The organism is Brevundimonas sp. AVps23W (genome assembly GCF_058681395.1).
Window position 1 is genome coordinate 1,065,328 of record NZ_CM178738.1, and the last position, 16,959, is coordinate 1,082,286.

Here is a 16,959-nt window from a genome sequence, read left to right on the forward strand (position 1 = left end):
TCATGAACAGATCTCGCGTCGCCGCCTTCTTCACCTCTCTGAGCTTTTTCGTCATCGCGGCCTTGGCTGCCGGGGTCGTCGTCGGCGCCCTGGCCCAGGAAGTAAACGCGCCCTGGCTGACCGGCGCGCTGGGCGTGGTCGAGAGCCTGGGCCAGGTGTGGTTGAACGCGCTGCGGATGACCGTCATCCCGCTGGTGTTCAGCCTGCTGGTGACGGGCATCGTCTCCATCGCCGACGCGGCGGCGACGGGGCGGATCGCGGTGCGGGCCTTGACGGTGTTCGGCCTGCTGCTGGTCGGGGCGACCGTCTATGCGATCCTGGCGGGCCTGGGGCTGCTGGCGCTGTGGCCCATCGATCCGGAGGCGGGGCGGGCCCTGTTGACCGGGGTTCCGGCGGACTCGCTGGCGGCGGTAGGCGAGGCGGCGCGGACCGACGGGCTGAGGGCCTTCCTGGCCAGTCTGGCGCCGTCCAATCTGATCAAGGCGGCGGCGGACGACGGGGTGCTGGCCGTGGTGGTCTTCGCCCTGGCCTTCGGTTTCGCCGCGACCCGGATCAAGGCCGACCTGCGCCGGCCCCTGGCGGGCTTCTTCGAGGCGGTGGCCGAGACCCTGGTGGTGATCGTCCACTGGGTGCTGCTGGCCGCGCCGTTCGGGGTGTTCGCCCTGGCGCTGGGCGTGGGCTTGCGAGCCGGCCTCGGGGTGGCGGGCACCCTGGCCCATTATGTCGCCATCGTCTGCCTGAGCCAGATCGGCCTGATCCTGCTCATCTATGTCGTCGCGACGGTCTGGGGGCGGATCTCGCTGGGCCGGTTCGCGCGCGCCGTGGCCCCGGCCCAGGTGGTGGCTGTCTCGACCCAGTCGTCGCTGGCCAGCCTGCCGGTCATGATCGAACGGGCGCGCGACTGGCTGGGCGTGCCCCAGACCTCGGCGGGTCTGGTCCTGCCGCTGGCGGTGGCGGTGTTCCGCATCACCAGCCCGGTCGCCAATCTGGCCGTCTGTCTGTACGTCGCCCAACTGAACGGGGTGGAGCTGAGTGTGGCCGCCTTGGTCGCGGGCGGTCTGACGGCGATTGCCGTGTCCATCGCCTCGGTCGGCCTGCCGGGCCAGGTCAGCTTCTTCGCCAGCGTCGGCCCCATCTGCCTGGCCATGGGCCTGCCGCTGGGGGTGCTGCCCCTGCTGCTGGCGGTCGAAGTGATCCCCGATATCTTCCGCACCGTCGGCAATGTCACCGGCGACCTGGCCGCGACGCGGATCGTGGCGGAGGAGGACGGGGAAGAAGAGGCGGCCCAAGCCGCCTAGTTGGTCCCTAGTTCGTCCTGGGCATCAGCCCTTCGGCCGCCGCGACGGAGGCCTCGACGCCCAGGGTCACGGCCGGTTCGGGCGTGATCTTGAACAGGGGGGAGTGGTGGCCGGCGGCTTGCTCAACCTCGGCCTCGGGCGTGCCCCCGACGCTGAAATAGACGCCCTTCACCCCGGTCTCGGGCTGGACGAAATAGGCGAAGTCCTCGGCCCCCATGCCGCCGCGCGGGGTGTCGCGCAGCACGTCGGCGCCGAAGGTCGAGGCGAAGATGTCGCGCACCCGTTGGGCAGTCTCGCGGTCGTTGATGGTCGCCGGCGTGGTCTCTGTCGCCGAACGGGTGACGACGGGCAGCCGGTCCTCGGGCACGTTTAGGGCCAGGGCCGTATTGCGGACGACCCGGTCGATCCCGTCCAGCAACTGCGCCCGGACCTCGGGGCTGTCGGCGCGGACGGTCAGTTGCAGATCGACCTGTTCGGGAATGATGTTGTGCTTGATGCCGCCGTGGATCGATCCGACGGTGACCACCGCCCCCTCCAGCGGATTGACCTCGCGGCTGCGCAGGGTCTGGAGCGAGACCACGATCTGGGACGCGACCAGCACCGGATCGACCCCCATGTGCGGATAGGCGCCGTGCGTGCCCACGCCGCGCACCGCGATATCGACGCTGTCCGAACTGGACGAGGTGATGTCCAGCGGGGCCTCGATCTTGCCGGTCGGGGTGTCGGCCGAGACGTGGAAGGCCAGGGCGTAGTCCGGCTTGGGGAAGCGAGAATAGAGGCCGTCCTGCATCATGGCGCGGGCGCCGAAGATCCGCTCCTCCGCCGGCTGGCCGATCAGGACCAGGGTGCCGGACCAGTTGGCCTTGCGCGCCGCCATCTGGCGGGCCGTGCCGACCAGGGCGGTGATGTGAACATCATGACCGCAGGCGTGCATGACGGGCTTTTCGACCCCGTCGGCGTCCAGCTGGCGCGCCGTCGAGGCGTTGGCCAGGCCCGAGCGTTCCTGCAAGGGCAGCCCGTCCATGTCGGCGCGGATCATGACCGTGGGCCCGTCGCCGTTCTTCAGCACGGCGACCACGCCCGTGCCGCCGACGCCGGTCGTGACCTCATAGCCCAGGGCCGTCAGCTCGCGCGCCAGCCGCGCCGAGGTCTGGACTTCCTGCCCCGACAGTTCGGGATTGCGGTGGAACCAGTCGAACAGGGTCGCGAGATTGGCGTCATAATCCGCCTTCACCGCCGCCTTCAGACCGGCGTCCTGCGCCACGACGGGCGTCCCGGCCGCCAGGGCCAGAGCCATCGCTGCCGTCGTCAATATCGCGCGTTTCATGTTCAATCCCCTGTCCCTTTCGCGACCTTAGACCGGGATAGCGGCGAGACAAGAGGGCGTCAGCCGGGCGCGATGATGAACTGGTCAGCCGCGACGATGGCGGTGATGGCGAGGGTGGAGACCAGATAGGTCATCAGGTTGGTCTTCCAACCCAGACGCAGACGCCGACTGGCGACGATCGTCAGCACCAACAGCGCGCCGACCATGATCAGGGGTAGGACATAGAGGCCCAGTCCCATGGCCAGACTGATCCGGGCCTCGTCGTTCGGGTTGATCAGGCTGATCACCGCCGCCATCAGCCGCATGAACAGGGCGAAGAACAGGACGCCATAGGCGACCAGGCTGTCGCGGGTCAGGACCAGGGCGAAGGCGACCAAGCCTCCGGCCAGGGTGACCAAGGGCCCGGCGGCCGCGATCAACAGGTCATGGTCGCGGGGTACGGCGCCGACCGGGGCGCTGCTGTTCAGGGTGACCGTCATCTCGTGCCCCAGGGCGACGCCGGCCAGCCAGTGCGCCCCTTCGTGAAGGACGAAGGTTGCGACGGCGATCAACAGCAGGAGGACGTAAAAGCCCGGTCCAACCTTGCGCGGCTCAGCCATATCGAAAGTCCCCCTCGTCGATATCTACAGGAAGGGGATCATGGGGACGCCGGGGGCGTCCAGTTAAGCTTTGCTCATGATCCGACGAGGAGGCGGCTGATGCGCTCCGCCGCATTGGCGGCACCGTCCTGGGCGCGGACTTGAGGGCCGACCGCCTTGGCGCGGGCCGAAATCAGCGGATCCTCCGCCAGCGCGCGAAGGGCCGCAGCGACCGTGTTAGACCTGTAGCGAGGTCGCGCCAGCGACCGACCGCAGCCCAGCCGAACCACGCGGGCGGCGTTGTCATACTGGTCGCCGAGGTGAGGCACGACCAGTTGCGGGCGACCGCTGCTCAGGGCCTGATGGACGGTGCCGATCCCGCCCTGATGCACGATCGCCGCCGCGCGGGGGAACAGAAGGGAGAAGGGGGCGTAGGCCGCGACATGGATTTCGGGGTCGGCTTTGGCCAAGGTTTGGTCGCCGTCAGGACCCACCAGCAGGACGGCGCGACAGCCCAACCGGCGGGCGGCCTTGAGGCTCTCGACATAGAAGTCGCCGGGGATGTTCACCGCCGCGCTGCCGAGGGTGAAGACCAGCGGCGGCGGCCCGGCCTTCAGGAAGGCCTCTAGCTCGGGAGCAAGGGCGGAGGGCGCCCCGGTCTCGCTGTCGTAGGCGGCGTAACCGACGACGTCGAAGTTGGGAGCAGCGTCGGCTTGGCGGGGGCTCAGCAGGGGTGAGTAGAGCCCCAGATACAGGTCCGCCGAACGGCCTGCGTCGAAGACGATGTTGTCCTTGGTCTGCGGCAGACCCAGCGAGGAGCGGATGGCGTTCATCGGCGGGGTCCAGCGGGCCGTGCTCATCCGACCCAGCGCTCTGGTGAGATCATTCAGCCAGAGTTGAGGCCCGCTGGTCGCCGGTTTCAGCCAAGGCGCGGCGGGAAGGAAGGGCGGGTCGTAACGCGAGAAGACCATGGTCGGCTGGAGCGACACGGCCACGCAGGGAATGCGCCAGTGCTCGGCCGCAAACTGCGCCCCGATGGCGAGGGTGGAGCCCACGACGGCGGCGGCGCCTTCTGTGACGGCGATCAGCTGTCGGGTGGCGTCTTCGGCCCGAGGTAGAAGGATGTCCCCGAACAGGAAGCGATCAGACCTGGCTATGGCGGCGGTTAGGGCCGGCAGGTCCATGCCGGTTTCGCGCGTCAGGTCGGCGATGCTGGGGCCGACCTGATGAAATGTCAGACCCGCAGCCTCGATCTTGACGCGATAATCGACAGCCGTGGCGATCCCGGCGTCATAGCCGAGCGATTGCAGGGCGCGGCCCAGGGCGATGAAGGGGTGCAGATCCCCGAGGGAGCCGCCGGTCGCCAGAACAATGCGACCGGCGGCTTTCATCAGGCGTAGTCCTGGATCGGTCGGACATCCAGGTCGCCGGCCTTGATGGCGCCGATGGCCTGGGCGGCGGCGAGGGCGCCGGCGGTGGTGGTGTAGTACGGGATCTTCATCATCAGGGCGGTGCGGCGCAGGCTGAAGCTATCTTGCAGCGACTGTTTGCCCGAGGTGGTGTTGAAGACCAGGTGGACCTCGCCGTTCTTCATGGCGTCCACGATGTGCGGGCGGCCTTCCAGCACCTTCTTGACCAGGCCGACCTCGATGCCCTGGGTCGCCAGATAGTCGCGGGTGCCGCTGGTGGCGATGATGGAGAAGCCCTCGGATTGCAGGGTCTTCACCGCATCGATGATGAAGGGCTTGTCGTCCTCCTTGACCGAGACGAAGGCGCAGCCGGCGGTGGGCAGGGTGGTGCCGCCGCCGATCTGGGACTTGGCGAAGGCGCGGGCGAAGGCGGGGGCCATGTCGGCCTCGCCCTCACGCTTCCAGTCCAGGCCCATGACCTCGCCGGTCGAGCGCATTTCCGGGCCCAGGATGGTGTCCACCCCGGCGAAGCGGGCGAAGGGGAAGACGGCTTCCTTGACCGCGATATGGTCGTAGGGCTTGTCGATCAGGCCGAAGGATTTCAGCGGCACGCCGGCCATGACCTTGGCGGCGATCGAGGCGATCGGCTGGCCGATGGTCTTGGCCACGAAGGGCGCCGTGCGGGACGCGCGCGGGTTCACCTCCAGCACGAAGATGCGCGGGTTCTCGCTGTGTGGCTCTTCGATAGCGAACTGGACGTTCATCAGGCCGCGCACCTTCAGGGCCTTGGCCATTTCGGTGGTCTGGCGCTTCAGCTCGGCCACCGTCTCGGCCGACAGGGACCAGGGCGGCATGGAGCAGGCGCTGTCGCCCGAGTGGACGCCGGCTTCCTCGATATGTTCCAGCACGCCGGCGACGAAGACGGTCTCGTCGTCGCACAGGGCGTCCACGTCCACCTCGGTGGCGCGGTTCAGATAGTGGTCGATCAGGACCGGGTCCGAGCCCGAGACGCGCATGGCCTCATGGACGTAGCGGTCCAGCTGCTCGCGGTCGTGGACGATCATCATGCCGCGTCCGCCCAGGACGTAGGAGGGGCGCAGGACGACCGGATAGCCGACTTCCTCGGCCTTCTGGGCGGCCTCTTCGGCGCTGCGGGCCAGGCCGTTGGGGGGCTGTTTCAGGCCGATGGCCTCCAACATCTGCTGGAAGCGCTCGCGGTCCTCGGCCAGGTCGATGGAGTCGACGCTGGTGCCCAGGACGGGGATATTGTCCTCTTGCAGGGCGTGAGCCAGCTTCAGCGGGGTCTGGCCGCCGAACTGGACGACGCAGCCGATGAGGTCGCCGTTCGAACGCTCGACCTCGATCAGCTCCAGCACATCCTCGGCCGTCAGCGGCTCGAAATACAGGCGGTCGGAGGTGTCGTAGTCGGTTGAGACGGTCTCGGGGTTGCAGTTGACCATGATCGACTCGACGCCGATGTCGTCGAAGGCGAAGGCCGCGTGGCAGCAGCAGTAGTCGAACTCGATCCCCTGGCCGATCCGGTTCGGACCGCCGCCCAGGATGATGGCCTTCTTCTTGTCCGACGGCTGGGACTCGCACTCGGGGATTTGGCCCAGGGCGCCGGTCTCATAGGTCGAATACATATAGGCGGTGGCGCTGGCGAACTCGGCCGCGCAGGTGTCGATCCGCTTGAAGACGGGGCGGACGTTCAGGCCGCGACGGGCCAGACGCACGGCCTTTTCCGTGGACCCGACAAGATGGGCCAGACGGGCGTCGGAGAAGCCCTTGGCCTTCAGGCGACGGAACTCGGTCGGGTCGGTCGGCAGGCCCTTGACCCGGACATGGCCTTCCTCGCGCACGATGTCGGCGATCTGGCGCAGGAACCAGGGCTCGTAGGAACAGGCGGCGTTGACCTCTTCCACCGTCAGGCCGTGACGGAAGGCCTGGGCGATGACGCGGATGCGGTCGGGGGTGGGGATGCCCAGGGCGCGGACAACGGCGGCGCGGGCGGCGCCGGCGTCCTCGACGTCAGCGACGCCTTCGATCTCGATCTCGTCGAAGCCGGACAGGCCGGTCTCAAGCCCGCGAAGGGCCTTCTGCATCGATTCCTGGAAGGTGCGGCCGATGGCCATGACCTCGCCCACCGACTTCATCGAGGTGCCCAGCAGGGGCTCCGAACCCGGATATTTCTCGAAGGCGAAGCGCGGGATCTTGGTGACGACATAGTCGATGCTCGGCTCGAAGCTGGCCGGCGTGACCTGGGTGATGTCGTTCTGAAGTTCGTCCAGGGTGTAGCCGACCGCCAGACGCGCCGCGACCTTGGCGATGGGGAAGCCGGTTGCCTTGGACGCCAGCGCCGACGAGCGCGACACGCGCGGATTCATCTCGATCACGACCATGCGGCCGTCCTTGGGATTGATCGCCCACTGGACGTTCGAACCGCCGGTCTCGACGCCGATCTCGCGCAGGACGTTGATCGAGCCAGTCCGCATCCGCTGATATTCCTTGTCGGTCAGCGTAAGCGCAGGGGCGACGGTGATGGAGTCGCCCGTATGGACGCCCATCGGGTCGATGTTCTCGATCGAGCAGATGATGATGCAGTTGTCCGCCGTGTCGCGGACGACCTCCATCTCGTATTCCTTCCAGCCCAGCACCGATTCCTCGATCAGCACCTCGGTGGTCGGCGACAGGTCGAGGCCGCGCAGGACGATCTCCTCGAACTCCTCGCGGTTGAAGGCGATGCCGCCGCCGGTGCCGGCCAGGGTGAAGGACGGACGGATCACGGCGGGCAGGCCGACGAACTCCAGCCCGTCCAGCGCCTCTTCCATCGAGTGGGCGGCCTTGGAGCGGGGCGACTCGAGGCCCAGCTTGTCCATGGCGTCACGGAATTTCTGGCGATCCTCGGCCTTGTCGATCACCTCGGCCTTCGCGCCGATCATCTCAACGCCGTACTTCTTCAGCGCGCCCGAGGCGTCCAGCGCCAGGGCGGTGTTCAGCGCGGTCTGGCCGCCCATGGTCGGCAGCAGGGCGTCGGGACGTTCCTTGGCGATGATCTTCTCGACCATCTCGGGCGTGATAGGCTCGATATAGGTGGCGTCGGCCACCTCGGGGTCCGTCATGATGGTGGCGGGGTTCGAGTTGACCAGGATGACTCGGTACCCCTCGGCCTTCAGCGCCTTGCACGCCTGGACGCCGGAATAGTCGAACTCGCACGCCTGACCGATGACGATCGGGCCGGCGCCGATGATGAGGATGGACTTAATGTCTGTGCGCTTGGGCATCGCCAGCTCTTCTTCTTATTGAACGCTAATGGGTCACGACCGCGCATTCCCAGCCGTCGTATTCCAGCTGGAAGGCCGCGGCCCAGGTCTGCATCATGGACGAGACGGGAGCGAAACTCTCCGCATCGACGGCCATGGTGGTCTCGAGAATCGTCATGTCGCCGTCGCCGCGCGCGATGAAGCCGGCGCGCCGCGCCACCTCGCACAGATCGCCGTGGGCGTCTTCGTCGCCGAGGAAGAAGAACAGCGTGTGGCGCGGAGTCACGCCGCTGTCGCCCTGTTCGGCCAGCGCCGCACGCACCATGGCGTCGCGTTCGTCATGACTGATGTCCGAGGCGTCCAAGGGGCGACCTGATCCTTCGTAGTTTGCGCGCGCATAGTCGCCGCAAGGCGTCGCCGTGCGGAGCTCGCGTCGGGTTGTCGGTTAAGCGGCCCGTTTAGAGAGGGAGGGGCGGGGGGGCAACCGGAAACATCACGGAAGGGGGGCGCGTTATTTCATCGAGGCCTTGTGAAGCGGTCGATCAAGGCGGAAGTCAGGAAGGGTGTTTCAATAGGTCGTGTTTGCAGGGGCTCTGTTGCAGTCAAGGCACGTTTTGGGCTTGGCTGAGGCCGATAAGTGGCATTAGTGTAGTAAATGTTACGTGCTTGCCGCTGGTGGCACAAGTGCAGCCAATTGCTTGTTGCTGCCAAATGTTCTTGAGGGGATAGAAGTTGTCATATCGTCGTTCTCGGTTGCTCGCAGGCAGCATGTTCTCCGCTATTGGCCTTATGGTCGCCGTTCCTGCTGCTGCGCAGAACACGCCTGCGGCTGCTGAAGGAGAGGACGCAGCCCAAACCGCTGCGGAGGTGGGCGAGGTTGTTGTGACGGGATCTCGCATCCCCCGCAATGAGTTCACGAGCTCCGATCCGGTTCAGGTTCTGACATCCGAGCGGGCGCAGCAGCGTGGACTGAGCGACACAGCCCAATTTCTGCAATCGTCCACAATCGCGGCCGGCTCGCCTCAGGTGAACTCAACCATCTCGAGCGCCTTCGTTACCGACGGTGGACCGGGCGCCTCGACCATTTCGCTGCGCGGTCTCGGCGCCAACCGCACTCTGGTGTTGCTAAATGGTCGTCGCGCCGGTCCGGCCGGCACCCGTGGCGGCGTTTCGGCCTTCGACCTGAACGTCATTCCGCAGTCGGCCATCGACCGCGTCGACATCCTTAAGGATGGCGCATCTTCGATTTATGGATCGGACGCCGTCGCCGGCGTGGTGAACCTGATCACCAACCGCGCCCGGGACGGCGGCGAAATGAGCGCCTTCGCCACGGCGCCGGTCGATGGCGGCGGCGAGCAGTATAATATCTCCGGATCCTACGGTAAGAAGTTCGACCGCGGTTACGTCAACCTGTCGGCGGACTATTATCGTCAGGAAGCCTTGAGGGCTGGTGATCGCGATTACCTAGTTTGCAAGAACCAGTATGTGTTCGAGCCGGGCACACGTAACCGCGCTGACCGCATCGACCCGCGCACGGGGGAGCCGACCTGCAACGACACCGTCTGGGGACAGGTTTTTGTCTATGGTCCGGACTTTTCGGGTCGCGCTGGTCGTTTCCAGTACGATTATGACGGCGATCTGGGGAATTATATTCCTACGCGCCCGACCAACCCCGCCACCAGCGCCCTGTATCCGACCGCTCCGGACGGATTTTATGTCGTGAACTATGACGCCGCGTCACGAGCGGTCGTCAACGCTAGCCATCCGTTCGCTCAAGACGAGACCGTCGTTCCCGAGGTCGAGCGTTACACGGTCTTCGTCGAAGGCGCCTATGAACTGGGGGGCGGTGTCGAAGCCTACGGTGAGTTCCTGCTGAACCGCCGCGAGAGCCGCACCGACAGCTATCGCCAGTATTGGAACTACACCTATACGAACGACTTCCTGGACTTTTACTACGGTCCGGGTTCGGGCGGTGATCCGGTCACCGGTTTTTCCGGCCTGAATCTGCTCAGCGCCACGCCGGTCACCGATCACTTCGATCAGTCCCAGCGGGTCGACTATATCCGCGGCGTCGTCGGTCTGCGTGGCGATCTGAAGATCGGCTCGCTTGGAAACTGGAAGTGGGACGTCTTCGCACAGTACAGCCACTCCGACGGCGACTACACGCAGGACGTCATTCTGGATGACGCCGTCGACTCGACCAGCTTCAAGACCTCGAGCTGCGTGGGCACCAATCTGCCCATCAGCGGCCGGCCCTGTATCGACATGGACTTTACGGATCCGCGCGTCCTGCGTGGCGATCTGACGGCTGAGGAGCGCGCCTTCCTGTTCGACACCGAGACGGGCAATACCGTCTATGAGCAGGCCTATGTCGAGGGCTCGATCGCCGGCAGCCTGATGGAGCTGCCTGCCGGTCCCTTGGGCATGGCGCTGGGCTTCCACCTCCGCCGTGACGAGATCAACGACACGCCGGGTGAGGTGACGCTGGCGAATAACAGCTGGGGTCTGTCGGGCGCCGGCATCACCGAGGGTTCGGAAGAAACCCGCGAAGCCTATGTTGAACTGGCGGTTCCGCTGGTCGCCGACGTCCCCTTCATCAAGAACCTCGATCTGTCGCTTTCGGGTCGTTATACCGACACCAAGACCTCGGGTGACGCATCGACCTACAAGGTGGGGCTGAACTGGGCGCTGACGGACGCGATTCGTTTGCGCGCCACGCACGGCACTTCGTTCCGCGCCCCGGCCCTGTTCGAACTGTATCTGGCCGATCAGACCAGCTTCGTCGGTCAGCGCAACATCGATCCTTGCCTGAACCTGGATCAGCGTCTGGAAGACGGCGCCGTCACCCAGCAACTGTACAACAACTGCACCAATCCGGCCGGACCGGGCGGCGGCGTGGCCGGGGACTGGACCGGCGGCAACTCGTCCACGACGATCACTACGGGCGGCGGTCTGGGCGTGCTTGAGCCGGAAACCTCCAAGTCGACGGTCCTGGGCGTGATCATCACGCCGCCTGACAGCGGCCTGAGCCTGGCGGTCGATTATTACGAGATCGAGATCAACGATCAGGTCACCAACCTGGGGGCCAGCGGCATCCTGTCGGCCTGCTATCTGTCGGACAACTTCCCGACCGACCCGATCTGCAACCAGTTTGATCGTGACCCTAACCTTGGCATCACGCAGGTCCGTGACAGCTATATCAATATTGCTGAGCAACAGAACCGGGGCATCGACTTCACGGTCCGTTACGTCAACGACACGCCGTGGGGCACGCTGACCTTCGACAGCCAGACCACCTGGACCCTGGAGAACTATACGTCGCTGTTCGCCGGCAACTTCAGCGATCCCCTCGGCGAGGTGGAGTATCCCGAGCTGGTCGGCAACATCAATCTGGGCTTCACCCGCGGTCCCTGGACCGCGTTCTGGGGCTTTGACTGGATCGGCAACCAGTCCAGCTTCGGCGAATTCCTCGAAGGCAACGGTTCGCCGTACATCACGATCGACGGCCGTACGGTGGAGGTCAAGGCGGAGGCCGAGTTTACGGGCTTCCACAGCGCCTCGCTGGGCTACGAGGTTGACGACTGGAAGATCATGGGCGGCGTCGCCAACCTGTTCGACGAGAAGCCGCCCGCAGCCTCGACCACGATCGGTGAATATTCGACCACCGGCAACTCGATCCTGGCCTCGCAGTACACCGAAGCCTACTATGGCCGCCGGGTCTTCGTCCGCCTGACCAAGTCGTTCTGACGGTCTGAGGGAGAAGGTTTAATCATCGGGAGGGGCGGTGGAGTGATCCGCCGCCCCTTCTGATTCATCCGGGGAAGCGTCCTTGGATCATGGCGTGCTAAGGTCGGCTCATGGCTATCATCTCAGGCATCAAAGACACGCTCGACGCAGAGGTGTCGAAATTCGAACAGGCGCCGCTTAAGCAGCCGGTGTTGCTGAACAGCGTGCCCAAGGGCGGTACTCACTTGCTGCGAAACATCGTTCGCATGTTCGTGCCGGTTGAGCAGCACTATGATCGTGACTTCGTCCAGGTGCCGAACATGCATCTGCACCTCGCCGCCTTCAATCCGCATCAGCCGATGCTGGCCGCCGCGCATCTGCTCTTCAGCGATCAGTCGCTGGCTAATGTGCGCACCGCGCGGCATGTCTTGCTGGTGCGCGATCCGTATGACTGGGTTCTAGCCCGAGCCCGGTTTTTCGTTTCCGACGCCTTTCACCAGGAAAACCTGGCGCATCTGAAATCTGGCGTCTTCAGCCCCGAGGCGCTGATCAACATGATGATCTTCGGCGTTCATGCGAAGACGCCCGCGTTGATCGACATCTTCACGCATAACGCGGCAGCCTGGTTAGGCACAGGCGTCTATCTGGTGCGATACGAAGACATTCTGAACGCCTTGAAGACCATCGAAACGCCGCAGGCCGAGGCTTATTTCCGCAATCTGCTTGAGGCGTGCGGCATCGCCATGCCTAAGGACTGGAAAGCCCGAATTCGCGTGGGTTCCGACCGCAAGCTGAGCCGCACCGCGCGTGAGAATCTTCAACTGCCGGACGGGATGGTTTTGCCATTGACCCTGCCGGAACAGCAGAAACGGTTGGTTGACTTCCAGGCTCCCGGACTGAGGGCCCTGTTAGGCTACGCCTGATCCGCCACCGCCGCAATCCAATCCGGCAGTTCGCCGATCCGGCTCAGCGAGACATAACGCGGCTCGTTCACCGGGGCGTCGGCCAGTTCGTGGGCCCAGGTGACGTGGTAGGGGATGTGGACGCCGAAGGCGCCGGCGGCGATGGCGGGCAGGACGTCGGACTTCATCGAATTGCCGGCCATGACGGCTTCGGCCGCGCCGGTGCCGTGGCGGGCGAAGACGCGGTCGTAGGTGGCGCGGTCCTTTTCCGAGACGATCTCGACCGCCGCGAACCGGTCGCCGAGACCGGAGGCCGCCAGCTTGCGTTCCTGGTCCAGCAGGTCGCCCTTGGTGATCAGGACCAGACGATAGTTTTCGGACAGTTGGGCGACCACCTCGTCCACCCCGGGCAGGGTCTCGACCGGGTGGGCCAGCATTTCACGACCGGCGGCCAGGATCTCGCGCACCACCTCGGGCGGGGCGCCGCCGTCGCACAGCTCCATGGCCGTCTCGATCATCGATAGGGTGAAGCCCTTCACGCCATAGCCGTAGAGACGCAGGTTGCGCTGTTCGGTCTCGGCCAAGCGCGCCTCGATGGTGGCGGCGTCGCCGTGATCGTCCAGCAGATCGACGAACCGGGCGTGAGTCAGACGAAAGATCGTTTCGTTGTGCCAGAGGGTGTCGTCGGCATCGAGGCCGACCGTGGTGATGGGCATGGGGGTCGTCCGGGGCGCGGTCCGAAAATCAGGTGCGGGGCTCTTGGCCCGAGCCTGTGGCGAAGACAAGACGCGGGCGGTGCGCGCGACTCTTCGTGATTTGCGCGGCGAGCGGGGTTCGGCCAAGGATCCTCCCATGTTCGGTCGTCGCTTCCTGAGTGTTTCCAGCGCCTTGTCGTTAAGCCTGATGCTGGCGGCCGGGTCGGCGTCGAGCGCGCCCCAGGCGACGACCGGGACGCGCTTCTCCGACATCGTGCAGGTGGGGCCGTCGCGAGACCGAGCCCGCATGAACCAGCGGGTGTTCGACAAGGTCTGGAGCGAGGTGCGACGCGGCTATTACGACCCCGGCCTGCACGGGGTGGACTGGGGCGCGGCGCGGGATCGGTTCCGACCCCAGGCTGCGGCGGCCGGTGACGACCGGGCGCTGTACCGGGTTCTGAACGAAATGCTGGACCTGCTGGACGACGGTCATGCCGGGGCCAGCCCGCCGGCGGCCGTGCGCCGTCAGGACACCCAGTATGAGCGGCGTGCGGTCATGGGCATGACCCTGATGCGGGGCGAGGATCCGGACATCTGGACGGTGGAGCGGGTGCGCGAGGGCTCGCCGGCGCAGGAGGCCGGAGTACAGCTGGGCTGGACCCTGAACAGCGTTGATGGGCGTCCCTGGGGGCCGGATGTCGAGGTGCAGGACGGGCGGGCTGTGCATCTGGTCCTGACTGACGAGACGGGCGCGCGGCGCGACACGACCCTGGTTCCGCGCCTGATGGACGGGCCGCAGCCGTTTACGGCGGACAAGACACGGCCGGGGGTCCTGGTGCTGACGGTGGAGCAGTTCGACGCCGGCCTGGGACGCTGGCTGGGCAGTGAACTGGATGGACTGTCGCCGGATGTGGATGTGATCCTGGACTTGCGGGCCAATCCGGGCGGGCGGCTGTCGGAGGCGGAGTCGGTGCTGACCTGTTTCCTGCCGCGCGACCGGGTCTGGGCGACCCAGACGGGGCGGACCGGGCGGGCGGTGACCCTGACCGCGTCGGGCGACTGCGGCGACCGGCGCGAGCCTGTGCCCAATGAGGTCGCGGTTCTGGTGGACCGCGGCAGCCGCAGCGCGGCGGAGCTGACCCCGGCGGCCCTGCAAGAGGCGCGGCGGGGGATCGTCGTGGGCGAGAAGACCATAGGCTCGGTGTTGATCGCCCAGGAGACGGAGTTGCCGGACGGGGGGCGGCTGACCTTGAGCCGGGCCAATTTCGTCACGGCGGGCGGGGTGCGGCTGGAGAAGCACGGGGTCACGCCGGACATCGAGGCCCCGCGCACCGTGGCCCAGCGCCGCGCGGGTGAGGATCCGACCCTGGAGGCGGCCATCGCCGCTCTGAGGGCCGAACATGTGCAGGCTGCGGGTCAGCCTAGCGGGCTCTAGGCCCAGGTTCTCTCTATCCGATCAGCAGCATTTGAAGGCGCCCGAGCCGCCGAAGCGGCGCTGTTCGTGCAGGCGGAAGAAGGCGACCTTGTCCAGCGGCGGCTGATCGGGATGGGTCGTGGCCGCGTGGCGGACATAGGCGTCATAATCGGGCTGGCCGATCATGGCGCCTGCCGTCCGCTTGACGCCGCGACCCCACCGCAGGGCGGTGTCGCGGCACAGGCAGAGCAGGTCCTCGTTCGAGGCGTTAGGCACGGGCGACATCCGCCGCTTCGTCGGCCGCCGTCAGCTCGTGGCTCTCGGGATATTCCCGCACGGTCGGCCGGTTGTTCAGATAGGCCTTGCGGCAGGCCAGGACGCCATAGACGACCATGGTGACGACCACGAACAGGAAGGCCGCCGTCAGAGTGGAGTTGACGTAGTCGTTGATGACGATGCGGTGCATGTCGCCCGCACTCTTGGCCGGGGCGATCAGTTCGCCGGCGCCCAGGGCCTCCTGATACTTGCGGGCGTGGGCCAGGAAGCCGATGCGGACTTCCGGGTGGAACAGCTTCTGGAAGCCGGCCGTCAGGGTGCAGATCAGCAGCCAGGTCGCCGGGACGACCATGACCCAGGCGAACTTCTCGCGCTTCATCTTGAACAGGACGACCGTGCCCAGGACCAGGGCGATGGCGGCCAGCATCTGGTTGGCGATGCCGAACAGGGGCCACAGGCTGTTGATGCCGCCCAGCGGATCGACGACGCCGGTGTAGAGGAAATAGCCCCACAGGCTGACGGTCAGGGCGGTGGCCACGACATTGGCGCCCCAGGACTTGGTCTCGCGCATCTTGGGCACGGCGACGCCCAGCAGGTCCTGGATCATGAAGCGGCAGACGCGGGTGCCGGCATCGACCGTGGTCAGGATGAACAGGGCCTCGAACAGGATGGCGAAGTGGTACCAAAAGGCCATCATGGCCTTGCCGCCGATCACGCCCGACAGGATGTGGGCCATGCCGACCGCCAGGGTCGGGGCGCCGCCCGCGCGCGACAGGATCGAATGCTCGCCCACGTCGCGGGCCAGTTGCTCCAGCTCGCCAGGGGTGATGTGGAAGCCCCACTGGGCCACGGCGGCGGCGGCCGAGACCGCATCCTTACCGATGATGGCGGCCGGGCTGTTCATGGCGAAATAGACGGCCGGGTCCAGCACCGTGGCGGCGATCAGGGCCATGACGGCGACGAAGCTTTCGCACAGCATGGCGCCATAGCCGATCAGCGGGATCTGGCTCTCGTTCTCCAGCAGCTTGGGCGTGGTGCCCGACGAGATCAGGGCGTGAAAGCCCGACACGGCGCCACAGGCGATGGTGATGAACAGGAAGGGGAACAGGGCGCCGGCGAAGACCGGGCCGGTGCCGTCGATGAAGGGGGTGATGGCCGGCATCTGCAGGTGCGGGCGCACGATCATTATGCCGATGGCCAGGGCCAGGATGGCGCCGATCTTCAGGAAGGTCGACAGATAGTCGCGCGGGGCCAGCAGCAGCCAGACCGGAATGACCGAGGCGATGAACCCATAGACCATCATCAGTATGGCCAGGGTCGGGCCGGTCAGGGTGAAGGCCGGACCCCAGTACGGATCGGCTGCGACATGGCCGCCGCCGATGATGGCCAGGATCAGCAGGACGACGCCGATGACCGAAACCTCGCCCACGCGACCGGGGCGCAGGAAGCGGGTGTACAGGCCCATGAAGATGGCGATGGGGATGGTGGCGGCGACGGTGAAGGTGCCCCACGGGCTCTCGGCCAGGGCCTTGACCACGACCAGGGCCAGAACGGCCAGGATAATGACCATGATCATCAGCACGCCGACCTGGGCGATGATGCCGGGGATATTGCCCATCTCGGTGCGGATCATGTCGCCCAGCGACTTGCCGTCACGACGGGTGGACATGAACAGGACCATCATGTCCTGCACCGCGCCTGCCAGCACGGCGCCGACCAGGATCCACAGCACGCCGGGCAAATAGCCCATCTGGGCGGCCAGCACCGGTCCGACCAGCGGCCCCGCGCCGGCGATGGCCGCGAAATGGTGGCCGAACAGGACGTTCCTGGGCGTGGGCACATAGTCGAGGCCGTCGTCGCGCCGCACGGCAGGGGTCGGGCGCGAGGGCTGCAACTGCATGACCTTGTTGGCCAGGAAGCGACTGTAGAAGCGATAGGCGATGGCGTAGGTGCAGACGGCGGCGACCACCATCCAGACCGCGCTGATGCTCTCGCCCTGGTGCAGGGCGATAACGCCGAGGGACACCGCCCCCAAGATGGCGATTGCGCCAAAGATTAAGGGGGTGCTGAGTTT

Annotated in this window: 12 protein-coding genes; 4 read left to right on the forward strand and 8 right to left on the reverse strand. The window is 66.2% G+C overall.

The annotated features are described in order from the left end of the window. The first annotated feature begins 2 nt into the window (after window positions 1-2). Window positions 3-1,298, forward strand: coding sequence for a dicarboxylate/amino acid:cation symporter (locus tag ACW177_RS05270; protein ID WP_492027579.1), 1,296 nt, complete (start codon window positions 3-5; stop codon window positions 1,296-1,298). Between the two features lie 7 nt (window positions 1,299-1,305). Here the strand turns inward: ACW177_RS05270 and ACW177_RS05275 are convergent, their stop codons facing one another. The 5 genes from ACW177_RS05275 to ACW177_RS05295 all read right to left on the reverse strand — a co-directional run bounded on the left by ACW177_RS05275 (window position 1,306) and on the right by ACW177_RS05295 (window position 8,236). After that, window positions 1,306-2,625 carry a M20 metallopeptidase family protein gene (locus ACW177_RS05275; protein WP_492027580.1) on the reverse strand — a complete coding sequence of 440 codons (1,320 nt, stop codon included), beginning with the start codon at window positions 2,623-2,625 and terminating at the stop codon, window positions 1,306-1,308. Between the two features lie 59 nt (window positions 2,626-2,684). Continuing rightward, window positions 2,685-3,224 carry a hypothetical protein gene (locus ACW177_RS05280; protein WP_492027581.1) on the reverse strand — a complete coding sequence of 180 codons (540 nt, stop codon included), beginning with the start codon at window positions 3,222-3,224 and terminating at the stop codon, window positions 2,685-2,687. A 74-nt stretch (window positions 3,225-3,298) separates the two neighbouring features. After that, a complete protein-coding gene (locus ACW177_RS05285) occupies window positions 3,299-4,594 on the reverse strand; it encodes a glycosyltransferase (protein ID WP_492027582.1) in 1,296 nt (431 codons plus the stop codon). Next, window positions 4,594-7,893, reverse strand: a complete 3,300-nt coding sequence (carB, locus tag ACW177_RS05290) for a carbamoyl-phosphate synthase large subunit (RefSeq protein ID WP_492027583.1) — start codon at window positions 7,891-7,893, stop codon at window positions 4,594-4,596. The genes ACW177_RS05285 and carB overlap by 1 nt, the downstream gene beginning before the upstream one ends. 25 nt (window positions 7,894-7,918) lie before the next feature. Continuing rightward, a complete protein-coding gene (locus ACW177_RS05295; protein WP_008261382.1) occupies window positions 7,919-8,236 on the reverse strand; it encodes a ribonuclease E inhibitor RraB in 318 nt (105 codons plus the stop codon). A 425-nt stretch (window positions 8,237-8,661) separates the two neighbouring features. On the opposite strand from ACW177_RS05295, the gene ACW177_RS05300 reads away from it, so the two are divergent. Together ACW177_RS05300 and ACW177_RS05305 are read left to right on the forward strand one after the other, a co-directional pair. Continuing rightward, a complete protein-coding gene (locus ACW177_RS05300) occupies window positions 8,662-11,619 on the forward strand; it encodes a TonB-dependent receptor plug domain-containing protein (RefSeq protein ID WP_492028080.1) in 2,958 nt (985 codons plus the stop codon). Between the two features lie 110 nt (window positions 11,620-11,729). Further along, a complete protein-coding gene (locus ACW177_RS05305; protein WP_492027584.1) occupies window positions 11,730-12,521 on the forward strand; it encodes a hypothetical protein in 792 nt (263 codons plus the stop codon). Here ACW177_RS05305 and ACW177_RS05310 read toward each other — a convergent pair. Beyond that, window positions 12,512-13,216: an HAD family hydrolase gene (locus ACW177_RS05310; RefSeq protein ID WP_492027585.1), complete on the reverse strand. Its 705-nt coding sequence runs from the start codon at window positions 13,214-13,216 to the stop codon at window positions 12,512-12,514. The genes ACW177_RS05305 and ACW177_RS05310 overlap by 10 nt on opposite strands. 136 nt (window positions 13,217-13,352) lie before the next feature. Between ACW177_RS05310 and ACW177_RS05315 the strand changes: the two genes are divergently transcribed. Continuing rightward, window positions 13,353-14,630, forward strand: a complete 1,278-nt coding sequence (locus ACW177_RS05315) for a S41 family peptidase (RefSeq protein ID WP_492027586.1) — start codon at window positions 13,353-13,355, stop codon at window positions 14,628-14,630. A 21-nt stretch (window positions 14,631-14,651) separates the two neighbouring features. On the opposite strand, the gene ACW177_RS05320 is transcribed toward ACW177_RS05315, so the two are convergent. Continuing rightward, window positions 14,652-14,894: a YbdD/YjiX family protein gene (locus ACW177_RS05320; RefSeq protein WP_492027587.1), complete on the reverse strand. Its 243-nt coding sequence runs from the start codon at window positions 14,892-14,894 to the stop codon at window positions 14,652-14,654. Further along, window positions 14,878-16,911: a carbon starvation CstA family protein gene (locus tag ACW177_RS05325; protein WP_492027588.1), complete on the reverse strand. Its 2,034-nt coding sequence runs from the start codon at window positions 16,909-16,911 to the stop codon at window positions 14,878-14,880. Before ACW177_RS05325 ends, ACW177_RS05320 begins: the two co-directional genes overlap by 17 nt. Window positions 16,912-16,959 lie beyond the last annotated feature (48 nt).